The sequence below is a fragment of the Candidatus Pelagibacter bacterium nBUS_30 genome, from assembly GCF_051201245.1.
Lineage (GTDB): Bacteria > Pseudomonadota > Alphaproteobacteria > Pelagibacterales > Pelagibacteraceae > Pelagibacter.
This window is the reverse complement of record NZ_CP172842.1, coordinates 112,749-136,290: the sequence shown is the minus strand read 5'-3', so window position 1 is coordinate 136,290 and position 23,542 is coordinate 112,749. Positions and strand designations below refer to the sequence as shown.

Sequence of the window (23,542 nt, the reverse complement as noted above, 5' to 3'; positions counted from 1 at the left end):
AAATTTAAAATATAAAATTTTTTTATAAAATGTTAATTAGATACAGATATTTAGAAAGACTTGATGTTAAAAAATATTATAAAGGTAAAAACTTTAATTTATTTTTAAAATCGGGATACTTTATAAATGATAAAATAAAAGAAGATTTTGAAAGAAAAGCTGGGAAATATTTAAATAATAGAGAATTTATGGGTGTTTCTTCTGGCACAAATGCAATTTATCTAATATTTAAAATGCTTAATTTTAAAAAGGATGATGAAGTAATAGTTCCATGCCTTTCATGGTTTTCTTCATTTACAGCAATTAAAATGGCTGGTTGTAAAGTCATAGGGTCTGATATTGATGAAAATCTTCATTTAGATTTAAATGAAATTAAAAATAAAATAACAAAAAAAACAAGAGCAGTACTATTTGTACATTTTGGTGGATTATGTGGAAATTTAAAAAAAATTAAAAAATATTTACAAAAAAGAAAAATAATTTTAGTTGAAGATTGCGCACAATCTTTTGGCACAAAAATAGATAATATCAATTCAGGATGTTTTGGTGATTTTAGTGCATTCAGCATGAATCCCATGAAAGTTTTTGGATCCCTTGGTGAGGCTGGTGGAATTAGTTTTAAACAAAAAAAAATAAAAGATAATTTTAAATTATTAAGATATGCAGGAATACATAATAAAGAATTTTGTAAAATTGCTGAATTAAATCATAAAATAGATAATATACATTGTAATGCATTAGAAAAAAATCTTCATAATTTAAAACAAATTATTAATAGAAGAATTAAGATAGCAAATTTATATGATAAATATCTGACTAATAAAATAGAAAAACCAGTTTTCTATAAAAATTTTAGTCATAATTACTATAACTATACAATAAGAACAAAACAAAGATCAAAATTGATAAAGTATTTAAATCAAAATAATATAGAAACAAAAATAAATCATAAGCATTTAATATGTGATTTTCCTCCATTTAAAAAAGAAAATAAATTAAAAAATTTTAGTAACGGTAAAAAAATTGTAAATGAAATATTATCACTACCAATAGATGAAAATTTAAAAAAAAAAGAAATTTTCTACGTTATAAAAAAAATTAATTATTTTTTTGAGAAAAAACTATAATTTATATTTTTTTGTATAGAAATTTTTAACAGGTCTGTGACTTGAAATAATAATAGTTTTATTTTTAAACCTTTTTTTAATATTTTGAACAATTTTAATTTCAGATTCTCTATCTAATTGATTAAATGACTCATCCAATAAAAAAATATCTGCTTTTTTAAATAAAGCTCTAGCAATTAACACTCTTTGTTTTTGTCCACCACTAATATTTTTAGCATCAAAATCTACTAGTTTATTATTAAATTTATTTATATTTTTTTCTATTTTGTATAATTGTACTAAATGAAATATTTCGTTGTAAAATTTCTCTTCTTCACTTGTCAACTTATCTTTCAATGTGATATTTCTTTTTAAATTATCTATCATCAACAAACCATCTTGAGGTAGGTAAGAAATTTTTTTCCAATAATTTACTAAATTTGAATTTATATTTTTTTTATCAACTATAACTTTATAGGGTTTTTGTAATTTTATAATTCCAGTAATAATTTTTATTAAAGTTGATTTACCTGAACCAGAATCACCATATAATAATATTCTGTCCCCCCTTTTTATATTGAAATTAAAATTAAAAAACTTTTTGTTATCATATGTAAATTTTGATTTTATCTCTAATTTTTCAATATCACCAAATTGTATATTCTTATTTTTTGTTATAATATTCTTTTTATGATAACCTTTTGATGAAAAATAATTTTTTAATATTCTTAAATTTATGTATTCTTTATAAATTGAATAAAAAACAGGCATTATCCTAATACCAGCTAAAGCTAGAACACCAATTTTAGCAAAATTATTTTGTATTTCACTTCCTTCTAAAAAAAGCACCACAATTATTGCAAAATATAGAAAAAATTCAATGAAAAGCCTTGGTATATGGTTCACGCCACTTTTAATTACTTCTAAATTTATCTCTTTAATCTTGTTAAATCTAAAATTTTCAGAAAATTTTTTTTCTAATCTATTCATTAAAATTTCATACTTAGAAAAAATATATGAAATGTTAATGTAATTATAATTTTTATATATTTCATACTCTTTTTTATAAAAAGACTTATTGAAATTTTTCAATATGATATAGAAAATTGATAGAACAATACCAAATAAAACTAAAAGTGAAGCAATTTTTAAATCTATAATTAAAATTACGATAGATAAAAATATACAGTTAAAAAAATTATTAATTAAATTTAATATTGATTGAATAAACTCTTTAAATTTTTCTGCTCTAACATTTAAAGTTGTTAAAATATCAGATTTTGTAACTTTAATTTCACTAGAATAATCTAATTCCAAAAAATCTGAGTAATATTTCATTTTAAGTGACAAGTTTCCATAACCTGAAAGCTTTATATTGGATATCAAGAATAATAATCTTGAAACAACAAATAATAATAAACAAATTAAAAAAAATAGAGATATTAATTTTATTTTATTACCATCTAAATTTTGCAAAAAAGATAAATTGATTATTTGATCAGAAATCTTTTCATTACTATTTATATAATAAAAAACTATTGGATAAATTAAATAAATGATTAAAGATTGTAGTAATGCAGAAAAAAATGAAATTATCAAAGTTTGATAAAACAATTTTTTATTAATTTTTTTAAGATAGTTTAAAACTTTAAATATCTCTTTTTGCATTATTATAATATATCTATTTTTCTACTCTTAATGAATGGTATCAAAATCTTTTTTTCTAAGTAAAAATTTTTCTCATTGTTTTCTTGTGAAGCATTTTTAAAATAATGACTATTATTTTTTTTATAATTCAAATCCATGCCCGTGATAGTAAATTTTATATCATTTTCAATAAGAAGAAGAGAAACTATTGTACCTATAGTGATTAATTTTGGATATATAAGATTAATCCATGTGCCACGATAATGCAAAAATCTTAAAAAATTCTTAAATGGTCCATACTTATATCTTAAAAATAAAATTGCATTTGGATCCAGTAAAAAATGATCTTTAAATTCTGGTTTAAAATTATTAAAATTTTTTTGCAAAGAATTATCTATTAATATGATTTTTTCATTTTGATGTGGTTTAAAAGAGGGATAAACTCCATTATTTATAAAAACTAAATCAGTTTTTTTTCCAATATGTTTTTCATAACCTTGAATCTGATTATCATTGAATCTGATGACTGTTTTAAATTGATCTATAATATTACCATTTTCTTTTAAAAGGTTTGATGGAGAATTGCCAACTAAAATCACTGGCTCTGATATAGATAACTCGGGAAATATATAATTTATTTTTTTCAATTTTGAGACAAGTTTATGATAAATAATAAAATGTTATTATAATTAAAGTTTTCCTAAATACAAAAATTATCTAAACTATTTTTAATTAATAAAATAATTAAAACCTCATTTTGATAGTATTTAGTATATAAAAATAATATTTTTCAGTATCATAACTTATACTTTGCAATTTTTTATTCTCACTAAAATTCTTTTTATCATTTTCATTATATTTTTTAAAAGAATGAAATCTAAAAAACTATTTAATGATCTTAAAATAAACAAAAAAAATAATCTTTGTTTACGGTTTAAAAGTTTTATAACTACTATTGGGTGAATGATCTATAAATCTACTTACAAGATAACTTACAAGTAAATAAATCAAAATAGAAAATTTATAATTAATATTTTTTAATTTCATTTTCAATTGTTTTAAATTTATATTTATTTATAAATTTTTTTAATTTTTTATTGTCAAAAATTAAATCAAACTCCTCATGATGCTTTATATATTTAATAACTTTTATTTTTTTTTTATTATTCATAAATAATGAAAAAATGTTCTTTAACTTAATTGATTTACCTGATGTGATGTTGAGTAAATTAATTGATGATTTCTTTTTATTTAATATTTTTTCTATAATCTTAACAAAATCTTCAACATGTAAATAATCTCTTTTTTCTTCTGCTGAAGAGTGCCATATTGGGTTTTTCCTCAGATAAGTCTTATAAATTTTATGTATTATCGAGTCTTTATATTTTTTACCATAAATACCTGGAATTCTTAAAATTAAATAATTAACTCTTTTTTTCTTACAGTAATTTGAAATTAATTTTTCTTGAATAATTTTACCCTCTGCATATTTGTTTAAAGGTTTTGTAAAAGTTTTTTCGTTAATTTTTTTTTTACATTTCCCATATACTTCAACCGTACTTACAAAAATAATAAGTCTTGGTATATTTTTTTTTATAGATGATAAAAAATTTTTTAACATTTTGATATTCTGCCTTTTAAGGTTCAAAGTATCACCATGTTTTCTGTGTTTGGCTGCAAGATAGATAACTTTTGAATTATTAAAATTTTTTGAAATTTTTAATATTTGATTACTTAGTAAATTTCCATTTTTAGAATTTACACAAAATATATTATAATATTTTTTTTTGGATAAATAATTATTTAAATTTTTTCCTATATAGCCACTTGAACCAATTATTGAAATGTTATTTTGCAATTTTATTTTTAAAATGATTTATTCCACTTACTTTATTACAATAAGATATAATTTTATTATTTGTTGAATTGTAATCTGGTGATGTTTGATCAAAAATAATAAATTTCTTATTTTTTTCAAAAGGTCCCACCGAAACTTCGTGCCAAATAGCTATTTTTGAGATTGGAACAATTAAATGGAAAATATTTGGATCTATATGAAAAATTTTTGTATCTGTTTTTGATGAAATTATTTTTCTTTTAAGAATTTTTCTACTATCGTCAATTAAACAAATAATAATTTTTCCTTCCATTATATGATATGTTTCACATTTATTTTTTGGATGTTTGTGTGTTCTAAAATATCTAAACCCTTTTGTTGCTATAATGCTTTCTTGTATTAAATCTTTCTCCGATTTATGGAGGCAATATCTTACCATTCCAACATTTTTCATCTCAATTTTTTTTTTTATAAAACTTAAATTTAAATCGTGAAATTTTTTTTTATTAAAATAAATTTTATACGATTTTCCATCACTCAATTTGACTTTATTAGTTTTTATCATTTGAAATTACTCCTAAAAAACCATTATTATCCTCTATTGCTAAAAAAATTAATTCTGTAGAGTTATCATAAATTATATCTCTTATTCTTCTATTAATGTAAATTTTTTCATAACCAATTACTCGATTGTAATTTTCTGAAAAAATTACTCTATATAGAGAGCCAGATCTTAGTGAAGATAATAAATAAATGTAGTCTTCGCTCCATTTTTTAGAAAAGCTTGACTCTATTTGAATAATTTGACTTGGAGCTATTCCTATTAAAAAGGAAAAAATTGGTTGTTCATACGAATGATTGGTATATTTTTTTTCATACTTTAATGGATCTGTCTCACTAAAACTTTCAAGATATTCCTCTCCATATGAGGCATATGGCCAGCCGTAATTTTTTTGATATAAAATTTTATTTATTTCATCTCCTCCTCTTGGTCCGTGATCAGAAGCTAAAATCACATTTTCTCGTGTAACTAATAATCCTTGTGGATTTCGAAATCCAGATGCAAAATCTATTTTTTCTTTATTTTCAAAATCAATAAAATAAATTTGATTTGAAGATAGTAAAATGCCTTCTTTTTCTTTAAAATTATAAATTTGTAATCTTCCACCGAGCCCCCAACTCATATTTGTACAATCTTCAAGTTTGGTAAAATTAAAAAATTCTTTAAATAAGAGTTTTTGATTATTATAATCTGCTTCTAAAATGATATAGTTATTACAAGCATTGTTACGTGAAAAAATAGATAAATAAACTTTATTTTCCAACAGAAGTGCATCTAGTATTTCTATATTGTTAAATTTATCTAAGTTATTTAATATTTTTTTTTTAATTAATTTTTTTTCTTTAATCTCATTTATATTTGCAAAATATATCTGACCTTTTTTTGAAAATAAAATTAATTCGTTCTCAAAAATTTCTAAGTAATAAGGCGATGCTTTTTCTCCATCCTTCAAATAATTGCCATCAAAGGAGTCTAAATCTAATTCTAACTCTGAATAATTTACTTTAATCAATTGAGTTTGTGGAAAAATTAATTGATTTACAAAATTTTTAGTCTTTTGAAGTTTGATAATTTCTAATTCACTTAAGTTAATTTTTTTTTTGTAATTCTCTAAATCAATTTCTTGATCATTTATTATTTTTTGTAAGGCTTCGATTTCTTTATTTGTTGATGAATAATAGAAAATTGTCTTTTTTAAATAGCCTTTAATATTTTCTGGTATTTTCTTTTTTATAAAATCAAAGTCGTAAAAATAATTTAAAATATTTGCAGAAATAAAAATGACTATGATTACCAAGATATATTTTGAAATATTTTTTGCGATCATTAATTTATTAATAGTAAATTTCGTAAACTTTGTTTATTTAAATACCATATTAATTTTTCTTGAAAAAAATTATTATCGTATTCTAAAGAAATAACTAGATATAATAAAGCTAAATTTTAAAATATAACTAAGTTTTTATAATTTTAATATGATTAAAAAAAAAATATTTTTTATACTTACCTGATTGCAATATTTATATAAGTTTATGACTTATGAAAAAAATTAAAATTTCTATTTATTATTATCTTGTGAGCAAATATCATTTTATCATTTATCATATAGTAAATATTTTGTTGTTAATTATGCCTACTAGAATTATTTTTAACATCTTCCTTGATATTTGGAGAAGAAAAAAAGCTAAAAAATTTTTTCTCAATATAAAAACAAATAAACAAAAAAGAATATTTTTTTTTTATGATTTAAAAGTCTCATCCATATCTTATGGAGAATTTTTTTATTTTTGCATGTTAGTAAGACAATTAAGATATAATGGATTTAATATTAAATGTGCAATTATTAAGGATTATATTAGAGAAGACCTATATAAATATTTTAGTAAAATTAAAATTGAAAAGACTATAAAAGAACTTACTAATATATTTAAATTTTTGAACAATGATCATATTGAGATTGTGAATTTTAAAAATTCAGAAAAATTAATAAGATTAAACGATTATGTTTTTTTAAAAAAAAACTATCTTAAAAGAAAAAGAATTTATGAATACTTTCCGCTACTTAACAAAGAGACCTTTAGGTTTTTTAAAAATAAAAATTTTTTAATTAAGTCTCAAAAGAGTAATATAATTACATATGTGGTAAGATTTAAATATTCTCACTCACATCCAGAGAGAAATCAAAGTATAAAGGATATACTAGCTGATATTGAAATACTTAGAAACAAATTTCCAAAAGATAAGATATTTTTAATGACTGATGATAATTCTAGAAAAAAATTAAAAACTCATCATATTATTAAAAAAAATATGAAACTAAAAAAAATCAACTTTTTAAAAAATAAAAATTTTTTGGATGATTTAAAAATTTTAATCAAATCTAGATATTTTTATTCAAGCACAAATACTGGCTTGGCAACAATAAATGTGTTCATTAATAGGCCTGGTGAATTTGTATGCAATAATATTGATTTACTAAACAGAAATATCTCTAATGACTTTTTCTATCCAACCCAAAAAGAAGTAAACAACTTTTGGCCTTGGTTAAATAAAAAAATTGTAGTTAATTTTAAAAGCTATTATTCTAAAAATTAATTTTCAATGAAAAAAAATAAAATAATTATAGGAAAAAGTATAATTGGTGAAAATATTAAAGATCTAATAGGAGATAAAGATTTTTTTAGTTTTTAGACGATAATAAAAAAGGGGGGAATATTATTGGAAAATTTCTGATGTAAATTTCATTCGTACCTACTATTTATATTCACCTAAAAGCTTAACTTTTTATAAATGTTTTAAAGTTTAAAAAACTTTTTTTATATTTATTTAATTTTTTTAAATCATCTTTTGTATCAATATCGATACAATCATTGGTTATCATTCCATAAATTTTTTTTCCATTAATCATATTATTTTTAAGTAATTTAGCTTTAAAGATATCGTAAACAGCATTTTGAGTGTAAGTATTTCGTAGCATTTGTCTTGGGGCATTAAAGGACTCTATGAATTTTTTTTCATTAATTACTGGCTTAATTAAAGAATTGTTTTTATTAAAAATCCACATTTTGTAAGGTATTGATTTATTTAATGATATTGATCTTAAAGAGTCTAAATTCTTATTTTTATTCATAATATTTATTGCTCTCTTTAAGATTTTAATTTTTCTAAGAGGTGTGGTTGGTCTTAAGTGCACAATAAGATCTGGTATATAATTTTCATTATTTTTTAACCATTTTATTGTATGTTTAAAAATATCAATATCCAAAGATGTATCTATTGAAATTTTTTTTGGTCGTAAAAATGGAACTTTAACTCCATATTGTTCAACAATTTTTTTATATTTTTGTGAATCTGTTGAAACAATTATTTTATCTATGAATTTACATTTTTGTGCAAAAATTATTGAATAATAAATCAGCGGCTTTCCAAAAATATTTAAAATATTTTTATTTTTTATTCCTTTTGAACCTGACCTGCATGGTATTATTGCTAAAATTTTTTTTTTCATAAATTTAATGAAATAAAACTTTTTCTTGAAACATTTTTATTAATTTTTTTATCAATATAATATGAGTCATTCTTCAAGCTTTTAGTGCTAAGCTCTTCTATAATGCAACCATCTCTAGACATTCCAGTAAAACTATGAATTTCATTAGGTAATATAGTTGCTAAATCTCCAGCTTTAAGAATTTTTGAGATTATCTTCTTATTTTTTTTAATTTGCAATCTTACTTTTCCGTGCAAAACAAAAAAAGTTTCTTGTTTCCTTTTGTGGTACTGGGCAGGATGTTTTTGGTTTTTAAATATAAAAATTAATTTTTTACAATATTTCAAATTGAGAATAGTTATCATGCACATTCCAAATTTTTCAAATTTATCTAAACCGTAATGGTGTGATATTTCAAGTTTAGAATTTTTGTTAATAACCACTTTTGAAATATTAATTAAATTTTTTATTTTATCTCTTATTTCCTCTATTTTTTTTCTATGATCAAAAATTTTCACATAACTATTTAAAATTGGTGTATTTGGATCAATATTTTTATGCGCTATAATTTTATTAAATTTTGAAAAACTATCCAAAAAAACTTGGTTTTTTATTGAAGGAAAAGCAAAATAGATATCTTTGATATTTATCTCTTCTCCTTTTGTTTTTTTTTTGTTTTTTTTTAAAAAAACACCTCTTTTAAACTGTTTCAAATTTTCTTTTTCATTTTTTAAAAATTTTTCTCGATTTTCTGGTTTTCCAATTCTATCAATTGTCTTTGATAAATTACTCAACCATATGTTCATTTGTGAAGAATTAACTGAATATTTGTTTAATTTAAATTTTTTTGTCTCTAAACCAATATGCTTTTCAAAAATTCTCGCTCCCATCGCATAAGCTATGGCTCCAGTTAATTCCTCATTTGTTTCTTCATGAGATGAAAATCCTGAAATAGAATCTCCATATAAATGTCTTAATTTAGAAAAATAAGATAAATTTAAATTTTCAGGATTGGTAGGATACTTAGCTACACAATATAGATATTTAATATTTTTTTTTTTGTTTTTAAAAAAGCTTATTACTTTTCCAATATCGTCAGGTGTTGCTCCCCCTAAGCTACAAATAATTTTTTTTTTTTTATTTTTTTTGAAAAATATTCTAAAAATGGCCACTCATTCATTGAGCAACTTGGAATTTTTATAATATCGAATTTAAATTTTAAAACTTTATTTACTGATATTTCATCAAAAGGGGTACATATTAATTTAAAGTCTTTTTTTGCATAATTAATAAGCGATATCCACTCATAATCTGAAAATTTTGTGCTCTCAAAACGATTTACCTGACTATGGTCAGTATTTTTATAACTTTTATGAATATATGTATCTAAATCTCTAAATTGAAATTTTAAAGCAAAATCAATTTTTTTTGAAAAATTTTTTTTTAATTTTAAACATTCTGAAATAATTTTTTTTGCATGTTTAAAATTACCCATATGATTATTTGCTATTTCAAATATAACTAATGGTTTTTTTATGTTATTTTTCATTGTATTATTATAAGACTTATAGTTTAAAAAATGCAATTAAAGAATAACGATTTTTTGTTTACTTCAAAAAAATGGCACAGATTAATTAATCAATTATATAGAATAAATATCCAATATTTTTCTAAAGATAATTATGAGATACCATTTATTGAACATAAAGACTTTATTTCGAGGAGATCTATTTCACTCCCAAATACAGATTTTTCATATTTCTCATTGAATGATAATATTAATTTAAATTTATCTAAATATGATTTTGAGCAAAATACTATAAAAGTTTTATCGAAAAATAATCTTAATTATGAAGGTAAATTTTCAAATTATTATTATTTGGAAATTGATAATTATGAAAATTTTCTAAAAAATCTAAATTCAAATTTTAAAAGAAATTTAAGAAAAGATGTTTGTGTTAAGAACGAATTTAAATTAAAAAAATTTTATAAATTATACTTTAATACAAAAATAAAATATTTCAGCCAAATGCCTTACCCTTACAAATACTTTCTTTTGTTAAAAAAAATATTTAAAAAAAATTTAATTTTATTATTTAGTTATCATCAAAATAAAATGCTTGGAAGTTCACTTTTTTTAGATTACAATAATTCTCTTTATTATATTGCTGGGGCATGTAATAAATCTGATTTACCATGTCATCATAAAATATTTTCTGAAATAGTTAAAATTTCAATTGATAGACAGATAAAATATATATTTCTTGGAACAGACGCAGATTCATTCAAAAAATCAATGGGAGCCTCAAAATTAATATTAAATAATATTAATATTTTTAATTTAAAAAAAAAAAAAATTCAATTTAGAAGAAAATTTTTGCAAATAATTATCCAAATTTATATAAAAACTTTACTAAAATTTGGTTTTGGAAAAAAATATTATAATAAAATGTATAATTATTGTAAATGAAACATAATTTTTTTATTATTTGCGGCGGATATGCTTGTGGTACAACTTTTTTATCTGAAAGTTTGAAACAACATCCTCAGATAAGATTAATTAAAAAAGAGGATGGACGAGAATATAATTTTTTTGTAAACGATTTTTTATACCAAAAAAAAGGAATTGAGTGGTACAAAAAATTTTTTAAAAAAAATAATAATAAAATTATAATTGAACACTCATCACAATTATTTTCCAGCAAAAAAGGATTAAATAGATTGTATAAATTCGATAAAAAAGTTAAATTAATCATAGTTTTGAGAGATAGAATTTCAAGAACTTGGGCCGATTATAGATATTCTGTTTTAAATGGTTGGGAAAAACTTTCCTTTTATAAAGCAATAACTACTGAGAGAGAAAGAAATAAAAAATTAAATAAAGTTTTAAAAAGAATTAAGCCATTTTCTTACCTGGATAGAAGTAATTACACTAAATATCTCAAACATATTTTTAAAAAATTTAATAATACAAATATTTTGATAATTAATTCTGAAGATTTAAATAAGAATCCAGATATAAATTTTAAAAAAATTTTTAATTTTTTAAATGTAAAAAATATAAAATTAAAAAAAGTTCCAAGCTTTTCAAGTTTCTATGTTAAGGATAAGTTAAAACAATCTTTATTAAGAAAACAATTTAAAAATAATTTAAATCCCATCATTGAAAAAATTAGATCAAGAAAAAAAATTGAAACTAAAAACTTTTCATCATTACAAAAAAAGAAGCTTTTAGAATTAAAGAGAAATATTCAATATAAAGTTCCAAAAATACCAATAAATAGTGAGAAGTACCTAACTAAATATTATTTAAAAACTAAAACAAAATTAAAAAATTTAACTTCATTTGATTTGTAAATAAATGAATAATAAATTACCAAATAAAATTAAAAATTTAAGTAAAGCAAAAAATTTTGGTTTTGATGTACCAAAATTTATTATTATAAACTCAAACAATTTCAAAAAAAATCAAAAATTTATTTTAAACACAATCAATTTAAATTTTTTTAATGAAAAAAAATTAATTTTAAGATCAGCTGCTTTTGACGAAGACAATCTTTTAAGTAACGCAGGAAAATACGACAGTCTGATAGTAAAAAATGATAATAAAATTAATGAAAAAATTAATACAATTTTTTCAAAGTACAAAAAAAAAAATGGATATATTATTGTCCAGAAGTATATTAAGGATTCTTTTTTCAGTGGAGTTGTATTTACTCAGGGTCTAAGCGGATTTGAAAATTACTTAACAATAAATTTTTTTAAAGGTAAAGCAACAAATAAAATTACTTCAGGCAGCATTAATGGAAATTACTTTGTATTTTTTTCAAAATTAAAACCCTCTATAATTAAAAATTTATATATAAAAAAAATTATACAAACCTCACTCGAGATTCAAAAAAAATTCAAGTCAAAAAATCTTGATATAGAATTTTCAATAAATAAAAAAAAACAAATAAAAATTTTTCAAATAAGAAAATTAAATTCACAGAAAAAATTTAACAATATTTCATATAAAATTTTATATGATTTGAAAAAGAAACTAAAAAAAATGCTAAATGATAAAAATTTATTAAATATAAATAAAACAATTTACTCAAATATGACCGACTGGAATCCTGCAGAAATCTTAGGTCTTAATCCAAAACCCTTGGCCACTTCGCTCTACAAAGAACTAATTACAAATCAAATATGGTCAAAAAGTAGAAATGAATTAGGATATTCAGATTGTATGAATTTACCTTTAATTCACGAATTTATGGGTAAACCATATGTTGATGTTGGGCTATCTCTGTATTCATTTATACCTAACGATTTAGATGAAAATTTAAAATACAAACTTCTAAACTATTATTTAAAAAGTTTTAAAAAAAAACCAGATTTTTATTACGATAAAATTGAGAGTAAATTAGTTTTTTCCTCTATTGATTTTTCATCAAACGAAAAAATTAAAATATTAAAAAAATTCAATTTTTCTGATGAAGAAATTTTCCAAATTAAAAAATCGTTATTAAATCTAACTAATAAATCAATTAAATGTCTTAATGAAAACATTAATATTTCAAATCAAATAATAAAAAAGACAAAAATAATAATCAAAGAAAAATTACATCCTATTAACAAAATTCATAAATTAATAAATTTATGTAAAATTTATGGAACTCTCCCATTCGCTAACATTGCTAGATTGGCTTTTATTTCAGTACAATTTTTAGACAGTATGAAATATAAAAAAATAATTTCCTCAAAACAACATTATCAATTTTTAAATTCCTTAGAAACTATTGCAAGCAAACTTAATAAAGATTCAATTAAACTTAATAAAAAAAAATTTTTAGATATATATGGACATATTAGACCTAATACTTACGAAATTAGTTCAAAAAATTATAAAGATAATTACAGCAATTATTTTGCTAATAGCAATAATAAAAATCTCTCCCCAAAAAAAAAATTTGAGTTTGATCCTAAAATCAAAAAAAATATTTCAAAGTATTTAAAAAAATATAAAATTAATCATAAAACTGATGAGTTTTTAAGTTTTTTGAAATTAAGTATTATTTCTAGAGAACAATCAAAGTTTAATTTTACATACTGTGTTAATGAAATTTTTAAACAAATAATTTTGATTAGTAAAAAAGCTAAAATTAACAAAAGTGATTTATCATATTTAAACATTAGTGTTATTTTAAATCTATATAATAATTTTATATATAGACAGATAAAAGATATTTTGAAAACAGAAATTAAAAAAAACAAAAAAGATTATTTTTTTAATCAAAACATAAAATTTCCAAATATAATTAAAAATGAAAATGATGTTTTTTTATTTACTGAAAATAATAGCAAAGCAACATATGTTGGAGCAAAAAATATTTTTGGAAAAACAGTCCTTCTAGATGAAAAAAATTTAAATTTAAACTTAAATAATAAAATTGTTCTCATTAAAAATGCAGATCCAGGTTATGATTTTATTTTTTCTAAAAAAATTCGCGGATTAATAACTGCATACGGTGGACCGAATTCACATATGTTCATAAGATGTAATGAAATTGGAATACCTGCTGCAATTGGTATTGGGGATAAAAATTTTAATAAATTAACAAAAGCCAATAATGTGTTTCTTAATTGTGAAGAAAAAGATTTGCAGATAATTTAAAAATGAAAATTGGAATAATACCTACAGTAACAGAAAAAAATAAATCAATTTATTACTCGATAAACAAATCATTATTAATTTTTTTAAACAAATTATTTAATAAGCCTAAAATAATAGTTTTAAATGATTTTAAAGTTGAATTATTTGATTTAATTGTAAGCTCAGGAGGTAATGATCTTTTAAAATTTTCAAAACAAAAAAAGGACAAAGAAAGAGCAAAAATTGAAAACTATTATCTAAATCTTGCAATTAAAAAAAATATTAAATTTTTTGCCATATGCTATGGTGCTCAATTTTTAGCATTCAAATTTAGAGGAAAACTTACTCTGGACAAAAATCATGTAGCTAAAAATCATTTTATTTTCTCAAAAAATGAAAATAAATTCTTAGTAAACAGTTTTCACAATTATAAGATAATAAAAATTAGTAAAAAATTTAATATTTTATTTAAATCAAAAGATGGCTCTATAGAAGCATTTCGGCATAAAGAAAAGGCAATGCTTGGGATTATGTGGCACCCGGAGCGATATAAAAAAATAAAAAAATTTGACATTCAATTTTTAAAAAAATATTTATGAATTTTATAGTATTGGCTTCAGGTAGAGGTTCCAGGTTAAATGAGTTAACTAAAAAAAAGCCAAAATGTTTAACAATTATCAAAAATAAAAAAACTTTATTAGATTATTTAATCCTTAATTTTGATGAGGGTGATAACATAATTATTTCAACAGGCTATAAAGCAAATTTAGTTGAAAAACATGTTGGCAAAAAAAAAATAAATTATGTAAGAAACAAAAACTTTTTAAATACAAACATGGTAGAATCTTTGATGCTGTGTAAAAAAAAGCTAAAACAAGGTGATATTGTTATTATGTATAGTGATATTTATTTTGATCAAAAGATAATTAAAAAAATAAAAAAGCTTAGAGGAAATATAATAGCTGTAAACGCTAATTGGTTGCAATCATGGAAAAAAAGATATTCAACAATAAATAAAATAAGAGAAGATGCTGAGGATTTAATAGTTTCAAAAAGAAAATTAATAAGTATTGGTGATAAAATTGGAAAAAAACTGCCTAAATATCAGTATATGGGTATCTTAAAATTTGAAAAGAAAACTTTTATCAAATTAGAGAAGTATTATAAAAAAATGAATAATAAAAAAATTAGCCTGACACATTTTATTAATGAAACAATAAAAGCAAAAGTAGCAACTTATAATTATTCAATTTTTAAAAATTATTGGTATGAAGTAGATAATATTTCGGATCTAAAATATTTAAAAAAGAGTATATGATTTTATGAAGTTTTTTGCAACAACCAACACTTATTTACATACTCTGCGTTAATACCCTTTTTTGGAAAATTTGAATTTAACCACTTTAAAAATATTTTGTAATTTTCGTTTCCTAACTTGTTTCTAAATTCATTGGAACTCTCCCAAACTGTAAAATATCTTTTTTTTGAAAATTTTTCAAAATGTGTAAATTCAAAATAAATAGGGCCCCGAAGTTTGGATTTTTTCATAAAGTCATTTATTTTTTTTTTTACAAATTTAGATTGCCCACTTGATATTCTTGATTTAAACTTTTTATTCAAATTATAAATTTTCTTTTCTACTTTTTTTAAAAATGAATTACTGGAAATTTTTCTAGAATTATAACAAATGATAAAAAAGCCATTATCTTTTAAGTTTGTATTTACAAGTTTTGTAATTTTAGAATTATCAAACCAATGAAAGCAAGAGGCAGATGAAAAAACATCAAATTTTTTTTTGAGTTTAATATTGTCAGCTGATGAATTTAAATATCTAACATTACCAATTTTATAAGCATTTGCTATCATTTCTTTACTCAATTCAACACCGATGACTTGCTTTGAAATTTTTGAAATTTCTTTTGTAAATAAGCCCGTACCACTTCCAAGATCTAAACTTGTAATCTTTTGTTTCCTTGAAGATAAAAGAGATTTTAATAAAAAAATAATTTCTTTTGAATAACCCGGTCTACTTTCTCTATAAGCTTTAGCTAATTTGTCAAAGTTTCCTAATTGAATTATACTAGACATTCAAATTTACCCTACCAGAGTTATTGAAAATTTCACATTTTAATTTTGGTTGCTTAATATATTTACCTACAACGTTTTTTTTATTTCTTAATTTTTGATTTATAAAATTTTTTGACCGAAATACATTAATCACTCTAATTTTTGCTTTTTTTGCTTCTGCAAAAATTTTAGGATCTAAATAGACGCTTGAAATTATTGGATAATATTTGTTTTTAATTACAATTTTAGCTAAGCCAAGAACTCTTTTGTTCTGTTTTATTCTATCAGATCTTTTATAACCAAGATCAACACTTATAAGCTTTCTTATTTCATCTCCATCAATAATAAATGGATTTTTTAGTTTTTTTGAAATTTTTTTTGATAAATAAGTTTTACCTGAACCAGAAAGGCCAAAAAGCCATAATCCTTTAGTCATTAAAACATTTTAAACTAATATCTATATTTTTGAATTAAATTAAAAATTTTTTTCAGTGCATAAATCAAGCCAATTGAGCTATTAGTACTGGTCAGCTGCACGCATTACTGCGCTTCCACATCCAGCCTATCAACGTGGTGGTCTACCACGGCTCTATAGGAAGAACTAGTTTTGAGGTGAGTTTCCCGCTTAGATGCTTTCAGCAGTTATCTCGTCCATACTTAGCTACCCGGCACTGCAGCTGGCGCTACAACCGGTCCACCAGTGGTATGTTCAACCCGGTCCTCTCGTACTAGGGTCAACTCCTCTCAATTCTTCTACACGCATAGCAGATAGGGACCGAACTGTCTCACGACGTTCTGAACCCAGCTCACGTACCACTTTAATTGGCGAACAGCCAAACCCTTGGGACCTGCTCCAGCCCCAGGATGTGATGAGCCGACATCGAGGTGCCAAACACTGCCGTCGATATGAGCTCTTGGGCAGTATCAGCCTGTTATCCCCGGCGTACCTTTTATCCGTTGAGCGATGGCCCTTCCACTCAGAACCACCGGATCACTATGACCGACTTTCGTCTCTGCTCGACTTGTCAGTCTCACAGTCAGGCAGGCTTATGCCATTGCACTCTACGAACGATTTCTGACCGTTCTGAGCCTACCTTCGCACGCCTCCGTTACTATTTGGGAGGCGACCGCCCCAGTCAAACTACCCACCATACAATGTCTCGATGCCGGATGACGGCAATCGGTTAGATACCAAGAAAAACAAAAGAGGTATTTCACTGGTGACTCCACAAAAGCTGACGCTTTTGCTTCAATGTCTCCCTCCTATACTAAATATGTTTTTCCTAATACCAATGTAAAGTTGCAGTAAAGGTGCACGGGGTCTTTCCGTCTAACTACGCGAACTCCGCATCTTCACGGAGAATTCAATTTCACTGAGTTGATGTTGGAGACAGCGGAGAAATCGTTACGCCATTCATGCAGGTCGGAACTTACCCGACAAGGAATTTCGCTACCTTAGGACCGTTATAGTTACGGCCGCCGTTTACTGGGGCTTCAGAAGTTAGCTTGCACCAACCGCATTAACCTTCCAGCACCGGGCAGGCGTCAGACCCTATACATCCACTTACGTGTTAGCAGAGCCCTGTGTTTTTGATAAACAGTCGCTTCTCCCTGGCTTGTGCCACCCTTTTATAGTTGCCTACAAAAAGGTCTTCCTTATCCCGAAGTTACGGAAGCATTTTGCCGAGTTCCTTCAACATCATTCTCTCAAGCGCCTAAATATACTCTATTAATCCACCTGTGTCGGTTTAGGGTACGGTCTAATGATGGAGCTATTTCTTGGAACCTTTTCGCGGCAAGTTCAATCCATTAAGAACTCACAACTTACAAGATCCGTCACTACCATCTGGTTAAGGAATATTAACCTTATTTCCATCGACTACGGCTTTCGCCCTCGCCTTAGGTGCCGACTAACTCTGCGCGGATTAACCTTGCGCAGAAACCCTTGGATTTTCGGCGAAGAAGTTTTTCACTTCTTTTATCGTTACTTATGTCAGCATTCGCACTTCTGATACCTCCAGGATCCCTCACGGGTATCCCTTCACAGGCTTACAGAACGTTCCGCTACCGCTTATAAAACTCGAAAGTTTTATAAACCCACAGATTCGGTATATGATTTTAGCCCCGTTACATCTTCGGCGCAGAAACTCTATTAGACCGGTGAGCTGTTACGCTATCTTTAAAGGATGGCTGCTTCTAAGCCAACCTCCCGGCTGTTAAGGAATTTCCACATCCTTTCACACTTAATCATAATTTTGGGACCTTATCTGGTGGTCTGGGCTCTTTCCCTCTCGACCATGGACCTTAGCACCCACAGTCTGTCTGTTGAAGAACAATGTCTAGCATTCGGAGTTTTATTAGGTTTGGTAAGAATCTCTTCCCCCTAGCCCATTTAGTGCTCTACCTCTAAACATCTATTTATTCAACGCACTACCTAAATAGTTTTCGCGGAAAACCAGCTATCTACGAATTTGGTTGGCCTTTCACCCCTTACCACAAGTCATCCAAAGACTTTTCAACGTCAACTGGTTCGGTCCTCCGGTTGGTGTTACCCAACTTTCAACCTGCTCATGGTAAGCTCATTCGTTTTCGGGTCTAATTCATTAAACTAATCGCCCTATTAAGACTTGCTTTCGCTGCGCCTACACCTAGATGGCTTAAGCTTGCTTAATAAATTAAGTCACTGACCCATTATACAAAAGGTACGCCGTCACTCTAAAAAGAGCTTCGACTGATTGTAGGCATGCAGTTTCAGGTTCTATTTCACTCCCCTAATAGGGGTTCTTTTCACCTTTCCCTCACGGTACTAGTTCACTATCGGTCACTGAAGAGTATTTAGGCTTAGAGGGTGGTCCCCCTATATTCGAGCAGGATTTCACGTGTCCCGCTTTACTCAAGAATTTTGTTAAACATTACTCATACGGGACTATCACCCTCTATGGTTAGCATTTCCAAACTATTCAAATTTTTTTAACAAAACTACTGGCCTAGTCCGCGTTCGCTCGCCACTACTAACGGAATCTCAATTGATTTCTTTTCCTCTGGTTACTTAGATGTTTCAGTTCTCCAGGTTGTCTCTTTAAACCTATGTATTCAGTTTAAAGTACCACATAAAGTGGTGGGTTTCCCCATTCGGAAATTTTCGGATCAAAACTTACATACAGCTCCCCGAAACTTATCGCAGTATATCACGTCCTTCATCGGCTTTCAGTGCCAAGGCATCCACTACACGCCCTTAAACGCTTGATTTATGCACAGAAAAAAATTTTTCTATGTTGAATCAAATTTTTATTTTGAACATTAGCTAATAACATTACTAATGTTCGGATATAGATATTGATATTAATTATTATTTATATTCACAATTTTATATAACTAAATGTTTCCTGGTGGAGGATAGCGGGATCGAACCGCTGACCTCCTGAATGCAAATCAGGCGCTCTCCCAGCTGAGCTAATCCCCCAGTTAAGTATGGTGGGCCGAGAAAGACTCGAACTTTCGACCCCACCCTTATCAAGGGTGTGCTCTAACCAACTGAGCTACCGGCCCTACAAGAAGGAAACATTACTTTAAGAAGAGAAATGAGGACGGTCAACATTACCGATGTATATTATTTAGAATAAAATTTTACTTTCATTCATCCTTAGAAAGGAGGTAATCCAGCCGCAGGTTCCCCTACGGCTACCTTGTTACGACTTCACCCCAGTCGCTGACTATACCGTGGTCAAGGGTTTAAAACCTTGCCTTAAGGTAGAACCAACTCCCATGGTGTGACGGGCGGTGTGTACAAGACCCGGGAACGCATTCACCGTAGCACGCTGATCTACGATTACTAGTAATTCCAGCTTCATGCACTCGAGTTGCAGAGTGCAATCCGAACTGAGGTATCTTTTCGGGATTTGCTTAACTTCGCAGTCTTGCTTCCTGTTGTAGATACCATTGTAGCACGTGTGTAGCCCAACACGTAAGGGCCATGAGGACTTGACGTCATCCCCACCTTCCTCCAGCTTATCACTGGCAGTTCTTTCAGAGTGCCCAACTTAATGATGGCAACTAAAAGTGAGGGTTGCGCTCGTTGCGGGACTTAACCCAACATCTCACGACACGAGCTGACGACAGCCATGCAGCACCTGTGTTTCGTCCGGCCGAACCGAAAACTCTAATCTCTTAGAGTCGCGACGAACATGTCAAGTGTTGGTAAGGTTCTGCGCGTATCTTCGAATTAAACCACATGCTCCACTACTTGTGCGGGTCCCCGTCAATTCATTTGAGTTTTAACCTTGCGGTCGTACTCCCCAGGCGGTGTGTTTATCGGTTTCCCTGCGACACTGAAAATAAATTTCCAACGTCTAACACACATCGTTTACGGCATGGACTACGAGGGTATCTAATCCTCTTCGCTACCCATGCTTTCGTTCCTCAGCGTCAGTAATGATCCAGAAAGCTGCCTTCGCAATTGGTATTCTTTCTAATATCTACGAATTTCACCTCTACACTAGAAATTCTGCTTTCCTCTATCATACTCTAGCTGAAAAGTTTTAATGGCAGTTCCAGAGTTAAGCTCTGGGATTTCACCACTAACTTTTTCAACCACCTACGAACTCTTTAAGCCCAGTAATTCCGAACTACGCTAGGTCCCTTCGTATTACCGCGGCTGCTGGCACGAAGTTAGCCGGACCTTCTTATTCGGGTACAGTCATTTTCTTCCCCGACGAAAGAGCTTTACAACCCAAAGGCCTTCTTCACTCACGCGGCATCGCTGCATCAGAGTTTCCTCCATTGTGCAAGATTCCCCACTGCTGCCTCCCGTAGGAGTTTGGGCCGTGTCTCAGTCCCAATGTGGCTGATCATCCTCTCAAATCAGCTATTGATCACAGTCTTGGTAGGCCATTACCCCACCAACAAACTAATCAAGTGCAGGCTCATCCAATGGTGCATAAAGCTTTCTCCGTAAAGACTTATCCGGTATTAGCACAAGTTTCCTCGTGTTATTCCAGGCCAAAGGGCAGATACCTACATGTTACTCACCCGTCTGCCACTAAGTATTGCTACTTCGTTCGACTTGCATGTGTTAGGCGTGCCGCCAGCGTACGTTCTGAGCCATGATCAAACTCTCAAGTTTAAAAACGGCGCACACTAGCTTCTATATAAATTCTAAGAATAAAATTTATATAATGTTGAAGTGTGTACGACAAATTTTGGTAACCTTAACCGTCCACACTTCTCTTCTTAAATTTTTACTTTTTAAATAGCTAATTGGGTAAAAAAAGCCCAATAATCCTCATTAATTTATTGTTGAACAATAATTTTTCTGAGAAAGTCCAGTGCTTATAGGCTAAAATAAAAGTAAATCAAGCAATTAAGAATAAAAATATAGGCAAAAAATAACGTTTTTATTGGGTTTTTTTTGATTTTTTGAGATCTCTAATCTAATAGTAATGTGCTGAATTATTTTAAATGTTAAAAAATTTTAAAAAAAAAATTATTAAACAAAATATAGAAATTTTTTCTCTAGTTTTTCTAATTATTATAGCAGTTATAGCAACTAGACACTTCAACTATAATAAAAATTATAATCAAATGAACTATAATAATTTTATAGATAATGTTTATTTAAAAAAAAGTCTTAACCACATAATTAATAATTTAGAGCCTAAATATAAAACCATTAAACATAAAATTAAAGCAGGAGAAACTTTTGTTAAAATATTAGAAAATTATAATATTGATCAACAGGAAATAATAGAAATAAAAAACTCTGTATCTAAGAAAGTAAATCTCAATAAAATGAATACACAACAAATTATTCAATTTAGTTTGGATCAAACAAGTAATAAGATTAAAGAATTTATTTTCCAAATTTCTAATACTCAAAAAATTTATTTAATAAGAAATATTGATGATAATAAATTTAACCAAAAAATAATATCTATTAAATTAGATAAAAAAATTTTTTATAAAGAAAATGTAATTTTACAAAGTCTATATAAATCTGCGACTGATGAAAATATACCTGCTAATATTATAATTGAATTTGCAAGAATATATGGGTTTCAAGTTGATTTCCAAAGAGATATTAGAAAACAAGATAAATTTCAGATGATGTATGAAGTTTTCTCAAATGAAAAAGGGGAAATTATAGAAACTGGAGAGATACTTTTTGCAAACTTAAAACTTAGTGGTCAAGATAATACTTTATATTACTTTGATAACGAAGGACACGAGGGGCATTATGATAAAAATGGAAAAAGTGTACAAAAAGCTTTGATGAAAACACCAATCAATGGTGCAAGACTCTCATCGTCATTTGGTATGAGAAAACATCCAATAGATGGATTTAACAAAATGCATAGGGGAACTGATTTTGCAGCACCAAAAGGAACTCCCATTATGGCATCTGGAAATGGAATAATTAAAAAAGCTGGTTGGTGTGGCGGAGGAGGTAATTGTGTTAAAATTAGACACAATTCAACATATGAAACTATTTATGCTCATATGTCAAAATTTGCTAGAGGAATTAAAAATGGAGTAAGAGTAAAACAGGGTCAAACTATAGGTTATGTTGGTTCAACTGGAAAATCGACTGGGCCACACTTGCATTATGAGGTAATTGTAAATGGAAAAAAAGTTAATTCACAAAAATTAAAACTTCCTTCAGGTAAAATTTTAAAAAGAGAGCAAAGAAAAATATTTGAAACAAGCAGAATAAAGCTAGATGTTCTTAAATCTGAAAAAATTATTGGTTTAAATTAGTTAATTTCTTGCTGAGACTTAGCTATTTTTTTTTCTTGAGTTTCGTCTATAATTTTATCTTCGGAAGTGCTATTCACACTAACATTCTTTTCTTTAGGGGGCTGATCGTTTTCTATTTTATTTTCAGCAAATTTTGCTTTTCTTAAGGACTCTTGCTCATTTAAAATTCTAGTAAAATGATCTGCGTGCTGCAGATAATTTTCAGATAAAATTTTATCTCCATTTGATTGCGCCTCTCTAGCCAAATCATTGTATTTTTCTATTAATTTTGGAGCATTATGGTTATTTCTACCAGGAGCTTTTCTTTTAAAATTTTCGTTATTAGAGTAATTTGAACTGAATTTAGGCCTGTCACCATTACTTTTGAAACTTCTATCGTTTCTTCTATAGTTATTTCTTCTTATGTTATTGTTGTTGTTTCTAAATGTCACCATAAATCTAATTG

Annotated in this window: 19 protein-coding genes, 2 tRNA genes and 2 rRNA genes; 8 read left to right on the top strand and 15 right to left on the bottom strand. The window is 26.3% G+C overall.

Annotation, left to right across the window (positions count from 1 at the left end; translation table 11 throughout):
- Nucleotides 1–29: 29 nt before the first annotated feature.
- Nucleotides 30–1,127 carry a DegT/DnrJ/EryC1/StrS family aminotransferase gene (locus tag ACIJYE_RS00695; protein WP_435090490.1) on the top strand — a complete coding sequence of 366 codons (1,098 nt, stop codon included), beginning with the start codon at nucleotides 30–32 and terminating at the stop codon, nucleotides 1,125–1,127.
- On the opposite strand, the gene ACIJYE_RS00690 is transcribed toward ACIJYE_RS00695, so the two are convergent.
- The 5 genes from ACIJYE_RS00690 to ACIJYE_RS00670 form a co-directional block, all read right to left on the bottom strand.
- A complete protein-coding gene (locus ACIJYE_RS00690; RefSeq protein ID WP_435090488.1) occupies nucleotides 1,122–2,774 on the bottom strand; it encodes an ATP-binding cassette domain-containing protein in 1,653 nt (550 codons plus the stop codon). The genes ACIJYE_RS00695 and ACIJYE_RS00690 overlap by 6 nt on opposite strands.
- Before the next feature lie 2 nt (nucleotides 2,775–2,776).
- Entirely contained in the window at nucleotides 2,777–3,400 is a 624-nt protein-coding gene (locus ACIJYE_RS00685; protein ID WP_435090486.1) for a glycosyltransferase family 29 protein, read from the bottom strand.
- 380 nt (nucleotides 3,401–3,780) lie between these two features.
- Entirely contained in the window at nucleotides 3,781–4,611 is an 831-nt protein-coding gene (locus ACIJYE_RS00680) for an NAD-dependent epimerase/dehydratase family protein (RefSeq protein ID WP_435090484.1), read from the bottom strand.
- Complete coding sequence (locus ACIJYE_RS00675; protein WP_435090483.1) at nucleotides 4,601–5,155, bottom strand: WbuC family cupin fold metalloprotein; 555 nt, start codon at nucleotides 5,153–5,155, stop codon at nucleotides 4,601–4,603. The genes ACIJYE_RS00680 and ACIJYE_RS00675 overlap by 11 nt, the downstream gene beginning before the upstream one ends.
- Nucleotides 5,142–6,479 (bottom strand): PQQ-dependent sugar dehydrogenase, encoded by a 1,338-nt coding sequence (locus ACIJYE_RS00670; protein WP_435090482.1) that lies wholly within the window; start codon nucleotides 6,477–6,479, stop codon nucleotides 5,142–5,144. The genes ACIJYE_RS00675 and ACIJYE_RS00670 overlap by 14 nt, the downstream gene beginning before the upstream one ends.
- A 302-nt stretch (nucleotides 6,480–6,781) precedes the next feature.
- On the opposite strand from ACIJYE_RS00670, the gene ACIJYE_RS00665 reads away from it, so the two are divergent.
- Nucleotides 6,782–7,747, top strand: coding sequence for a hypothetical protein (locus ACIJYE_RS00665; RefSeq protein ID WP_435090480.1), 966 nt, complete (start codon nucleotides 6,782–6,784; stop codon nucleotides 7,745–7,747).
- 181 nt (nucleotides 7,748–7,928) lie between these two features.
- On the opposite strand, the gene ACIJYE_RS00660 is transcribed toward ACIJYE_RS00665, so the two are convergent.
- The 3 genes from ACIJYE_RS00660 to ACIJYE_RS00650 are packed head-to-tail and all read right to left on the bottom strand — an operon-like array spanning nucleotide 7,929 to nucleotide 10,188.
- Nucleotides 7,929–8,660 (bottom strand): cytidylyltransferase domain-containing protein, encoded by a 732-nt coding sequence (locus ACIJYE_RS00660; RefSeq protein WP_435090479.1) that lies wholly within the window; start codon nucleotides 8,658–8,660, stop codon nucleotides 7,929–7,931.
- Complete coding sequence (locus ACIJYE_RS00655; protein WP_435090478.1) at nucleotides 8,657–9,811, bottom strand: N-acetylneuraminate synthase family protein; 1,155 nt, start codon at nucleotides 9,809–9,811, stop codon at nucleotides 8,657–8,659. Before ACIJYE_RS00655 ends, ACIJYE_RS00660 begins: the two co-directional genes overlap by 4 nt.
- On the bottom strand, nucleotides 9,751–10,188 hold the full coding sequence (locus tag ACIJYE_RS00650) for an N-acetylneuraminate synthase family protein (RefSeq protein ID WP_435090477.1): 438 nt from the start codon (nucleotides 10,186–10,188) through the stop codon (nucleotides 9,751–9,753). The genes ACIJYE_RS00655 and ACIJYE_RS00650 overlap by 61 nt, the downstream gene beginning before the upstream one ends.
- A gap of 30 nt (nucleotides 10,189–10,218) precedes the next feature.
- Here ACIJYE_RS00650 and ACIJYE_RS00645 point away from each other — a divergent pair, with 30 nt between their 5' ends.
- Genes ACIJYE_RS00645 through ACIJYE_RS00625 form a run of 5 tightly spaced genes read left to right on the top strand, consistent with a single transcriptional unit; the run spans nucleotide 10,219 to nucleotide 15,595 of the window.
- Entirely contained in the window at nucleotides 10,219–11,109 is an 891-nt protein-coding gene (locus ACIJYE_RS00645; RefSeq protein ID WP_435090476.1) for a hypothetical protein, read from the top strand.
- Complete coding sequence (locus ACIJYE_RS00640; protein WP_435090475.1) at nucleotides 11,106–11,996, top strand: sulfotransferase domain-containing protein; 891 nt, start codon at nucleotides 11,106–11,108, stop codon at nucleotides 11,994–11,996. Before ACIJYE_RS00645 ends, ACIJYE_RS00640 begins: the two co-directional genes overlap by 4 nt.
- A 4-nt stretch (nucleotides 11,997–12,000) precedes the next feature.
- Nucleotides 12,001–14,298 (top strand): PEP-utilizing enzyme, encoded by a 2,298-nt coding sequence (locus ACIJYE_RS00635; RefSeq protein ID WP_435090474.1) that lies wholly within the window; start codon nucleotides 12,001–12,003, stop codon nucleotides 14,296–14,298.
- Between the two features lie 2 nt (nucleotides 14,299–14,300).
- Complete coding sequence (locus ACIJYE_RS00630) at nucleotides 14,301–14,876, top strand: gamma-glutamyl-gamma-aminobutyrate hydrolase family protein (protein ID WP_435090473.1); 576 nt, start codon at nucleotides 14,301–14,303, stop codon at nucleotides 14,874–14,876.
- Complete coding sequence (locus ACIJYE_RS00625) at nucleotides 14,873–15,595, top strand: sugar phosphate nucleotidyltransferase (protein WP_435090472.1); 723 nt, start codon at nucleotides 14,873–14,875, stop codon at nucleotides 15,593–15,595. Before ACIJYE_RS00630 ends, ACIJYE_RS00625 begins: the two co-directional genes overlap by 4 nt.
- A gap of 2 nt (nucleotides 15,596–15,597) precedes the next feature.
- On the opposite strand, the gene ACIJYE_RS00620 is transcribed toward ACIJYE_RS00625, so the two are convergent.
- The 6 genes from ACIJYE_RS00620 to ACIJYE_RS00595 form a co-directional block, all read right to left on the bottom strand.
- Nucleotides 15,598–16,365 carry a class I SAM-dependent methyltransferase gene (locus ACIJYE_RS00620; protein ID WP_435090470.1) on the bottom strand — a complete coding sequence of 256 codons (768 nt, stop codon included), beginning with the start codon at nucleotides 16,363–16,365 and terminating at the stop codon, nucleotides 15,598–15,600.
- Nucleotides 16,358–16,780 (bottom strand): adenylyl-sulfate kinase, encoded by a 423-nt coding sequence (locus ACIJYE_RS00615; protein ID WP_435090468.1) that lies wholly within the window; start codon nucleotides 16,778–16,780, stop codon nucleotides 16,358–16,360. Before ACIJYE_RS00615 ends, ACIJYE_RS00620 begins: the two co-directional genes overlap by 8 nt.
- Nucleotides 16,781–16,840: 60 nt before the next feature.
- Nucleotides 16,841–19,593 (bottom strand): 23S ribosomal RNA (locus ACIJYE_RS00610).
- A 138-nt stretch (nucleotides 19,594–19,731) separates the two neighbouring features.
- Nucleotides 19,732–19,807, bottom strand: a tRNA-Ala gene (locus ACIJYE_RS00605).
- A gap of 9 nt (nucleotides 19,808–19,816) precedes the next feature.
- Nucleotides 19,817–19,893 (bottom strand) — tRNA-Ile (locus tag ACIJYE_RS00600).
- Between the two features lie 98 nt (nucleotides 19,894–19,991).
- Nucleotides 19,992–21,466 (bottom strand): 16S ribosomal RNA (locus ACIJYE_RS00595).
- The 16S and 23S rRNA genes sit together here with 2 tRNA genes alongside, the layout of an rRNA operon.
- Nucleotides 21,467–21,801: 335 nt before the next feature.
- On the opposite strand from ACIJYE_RS00595, the gene ACIJYE_RS00590 reads away from it, so the two are divergent.
- Nucleotides 21,802–23,097 (top strand): peptidoglycan DD-metalloendopeptidase family protein, encoded by a 1,296-nt coding sequence (locus tag ACIJYE_RS00590; protein WP_435090466.1) that lies wholly within the window; start codon nucleotides 21,802–21,804, stop codon nucleotides 23,095–23,097.
- On the opposite strand, the gene ACIJYE_RS00585 is transcribed toward ACIJYE_RS00590, so the two are convergent.
- Nucleotides 23,094–23,531 carry a DUF4167 domain-containing protein gene (locus tag ACIJYE_RS00585; RefSeq protein WP_435090465.1) on the bottom strand — a complete coding sequence of 146 codons (438 nt, stop codon included), beginning with the start codon at nucleotides 23,529–23,531 and terminating at the stop codon, nucleotides 23,094–23,096. The two genes, ACIJYE_RS00590 and ACIJYE_RS00585, sit on opposite strands and share 4 nt — an antisense overlap.
- Between the last annotated feature and the right edge of the window lie 11 nt (nucleotides 23,532–23,542).

Coding starts and splice junctions, on each gene's coding strand:
- ACIJYE_RS00640 (WP_435090475.1), top strand. CDS start 11,106: ATGAAACATAATTTTTTTATTATTTGCGGCGGATATGCTTGTGGTACA.
- ACIJYE_RS00590 (WP_435090466.1), top strand. CDS start 21,802: ATGTTAAAAAATTTTAAAAAAAAAATTATTAAACAAAATATAGAAATT.
- ACIJYE_RS00650 (WP_435090477.1), bottom strand. CDS start 10,188: ATGAAAAATAACATAAAAAAACCATTAGTTATATTTGAAATAGCAAAT.
- ACIJYE_RS00690 (WP_435090488.1), bottom strand. CDS start 2,774: ATGCAAAAAGAGATATTTAAAGTTTTAAACTATCTTAAAAAAATTAAT.
- ACIJYE_RS00585 (WP_435090465.1), bottom strand. CDS start 23,531: ATGGTGACATTTAGAAACAACAACAATAACATAAGAAGAAATAACTAT.
- ACIJYE_RS00670 (WP_435090482.1), bottom strand. CDS start 6,479: ATGATCGCAAAAAATATTTCAAAATATATCTTGGTAATCATAGTCATT.
- ACIJYE_RS00665 (WP_435090480.1), top strand. CDS start 6,782: ATGCCTACTAGAATTATTTTTAACATCTTCCTTGATATTTGGAGAAGA.
- ACIJYE_RS00615 (WP_435090468.1), bottom strand. CDS start 16,780: ATGACTAAAGGATTATGGCTTTTTGGCCTTTCTGGTTCAGGTAAAACT.
- ACIJYE_RS00625 (WP_435090472.1), top strand. CDS start 14,873: ATGAATTTTATAGTATTGGCTTCAGGTAGAGGTTCCAGGTTAAATGAG.
- ACIJYE_RS00675 (WP_435090483.1), bottom strand. CDS start 5,155: ATGATAAAAACTAATAAAGTCAAATTGAGTGATGGAAAATCGTATAAA.
- ACIJYE_RS00635 (WP_435090474.1), top strand. CDS start 12,001: ATGAATAATAAATTACCAAATAAAATTAAAAATTTAAGTAAAGCAAAA.
- ACIJYE_RS00645 (WP_435090476.1), top strand. CDS start 10,219: ATGCAATTAAAGAATAACGATTTTTTGTTTACTTCAAAAAAATGGCAC.
- ACIJYE_RS00630 (WP_435090473.1), top strand. CDS start 14,301: ATGAAAATTGGAATAATACCTACAGTAACAGAAAAAAATAAATCAATT.
- ACIJYE_RS00620 (WP_435090470.1), bottom strand. CDS start 16,365: ATGTCTAGTATAATTCAATTAGGAAACTTTGACAAATTAGCTAAAGCT.
- ACIJYE_RS00660 (WP_435090479.1), bottom strand. CDS start 8,660: ATGAAAAAAAAAATTTTAGCAATAATACCATGCAGGTCAGGTTCAAAA.
- ACIJYE_RS00695 (WP_435090490.1), top strand. CDS start 30: ATGTTAATTAGATACAGATATTTAGAAAGACTTGATGTTAAAAAATAT.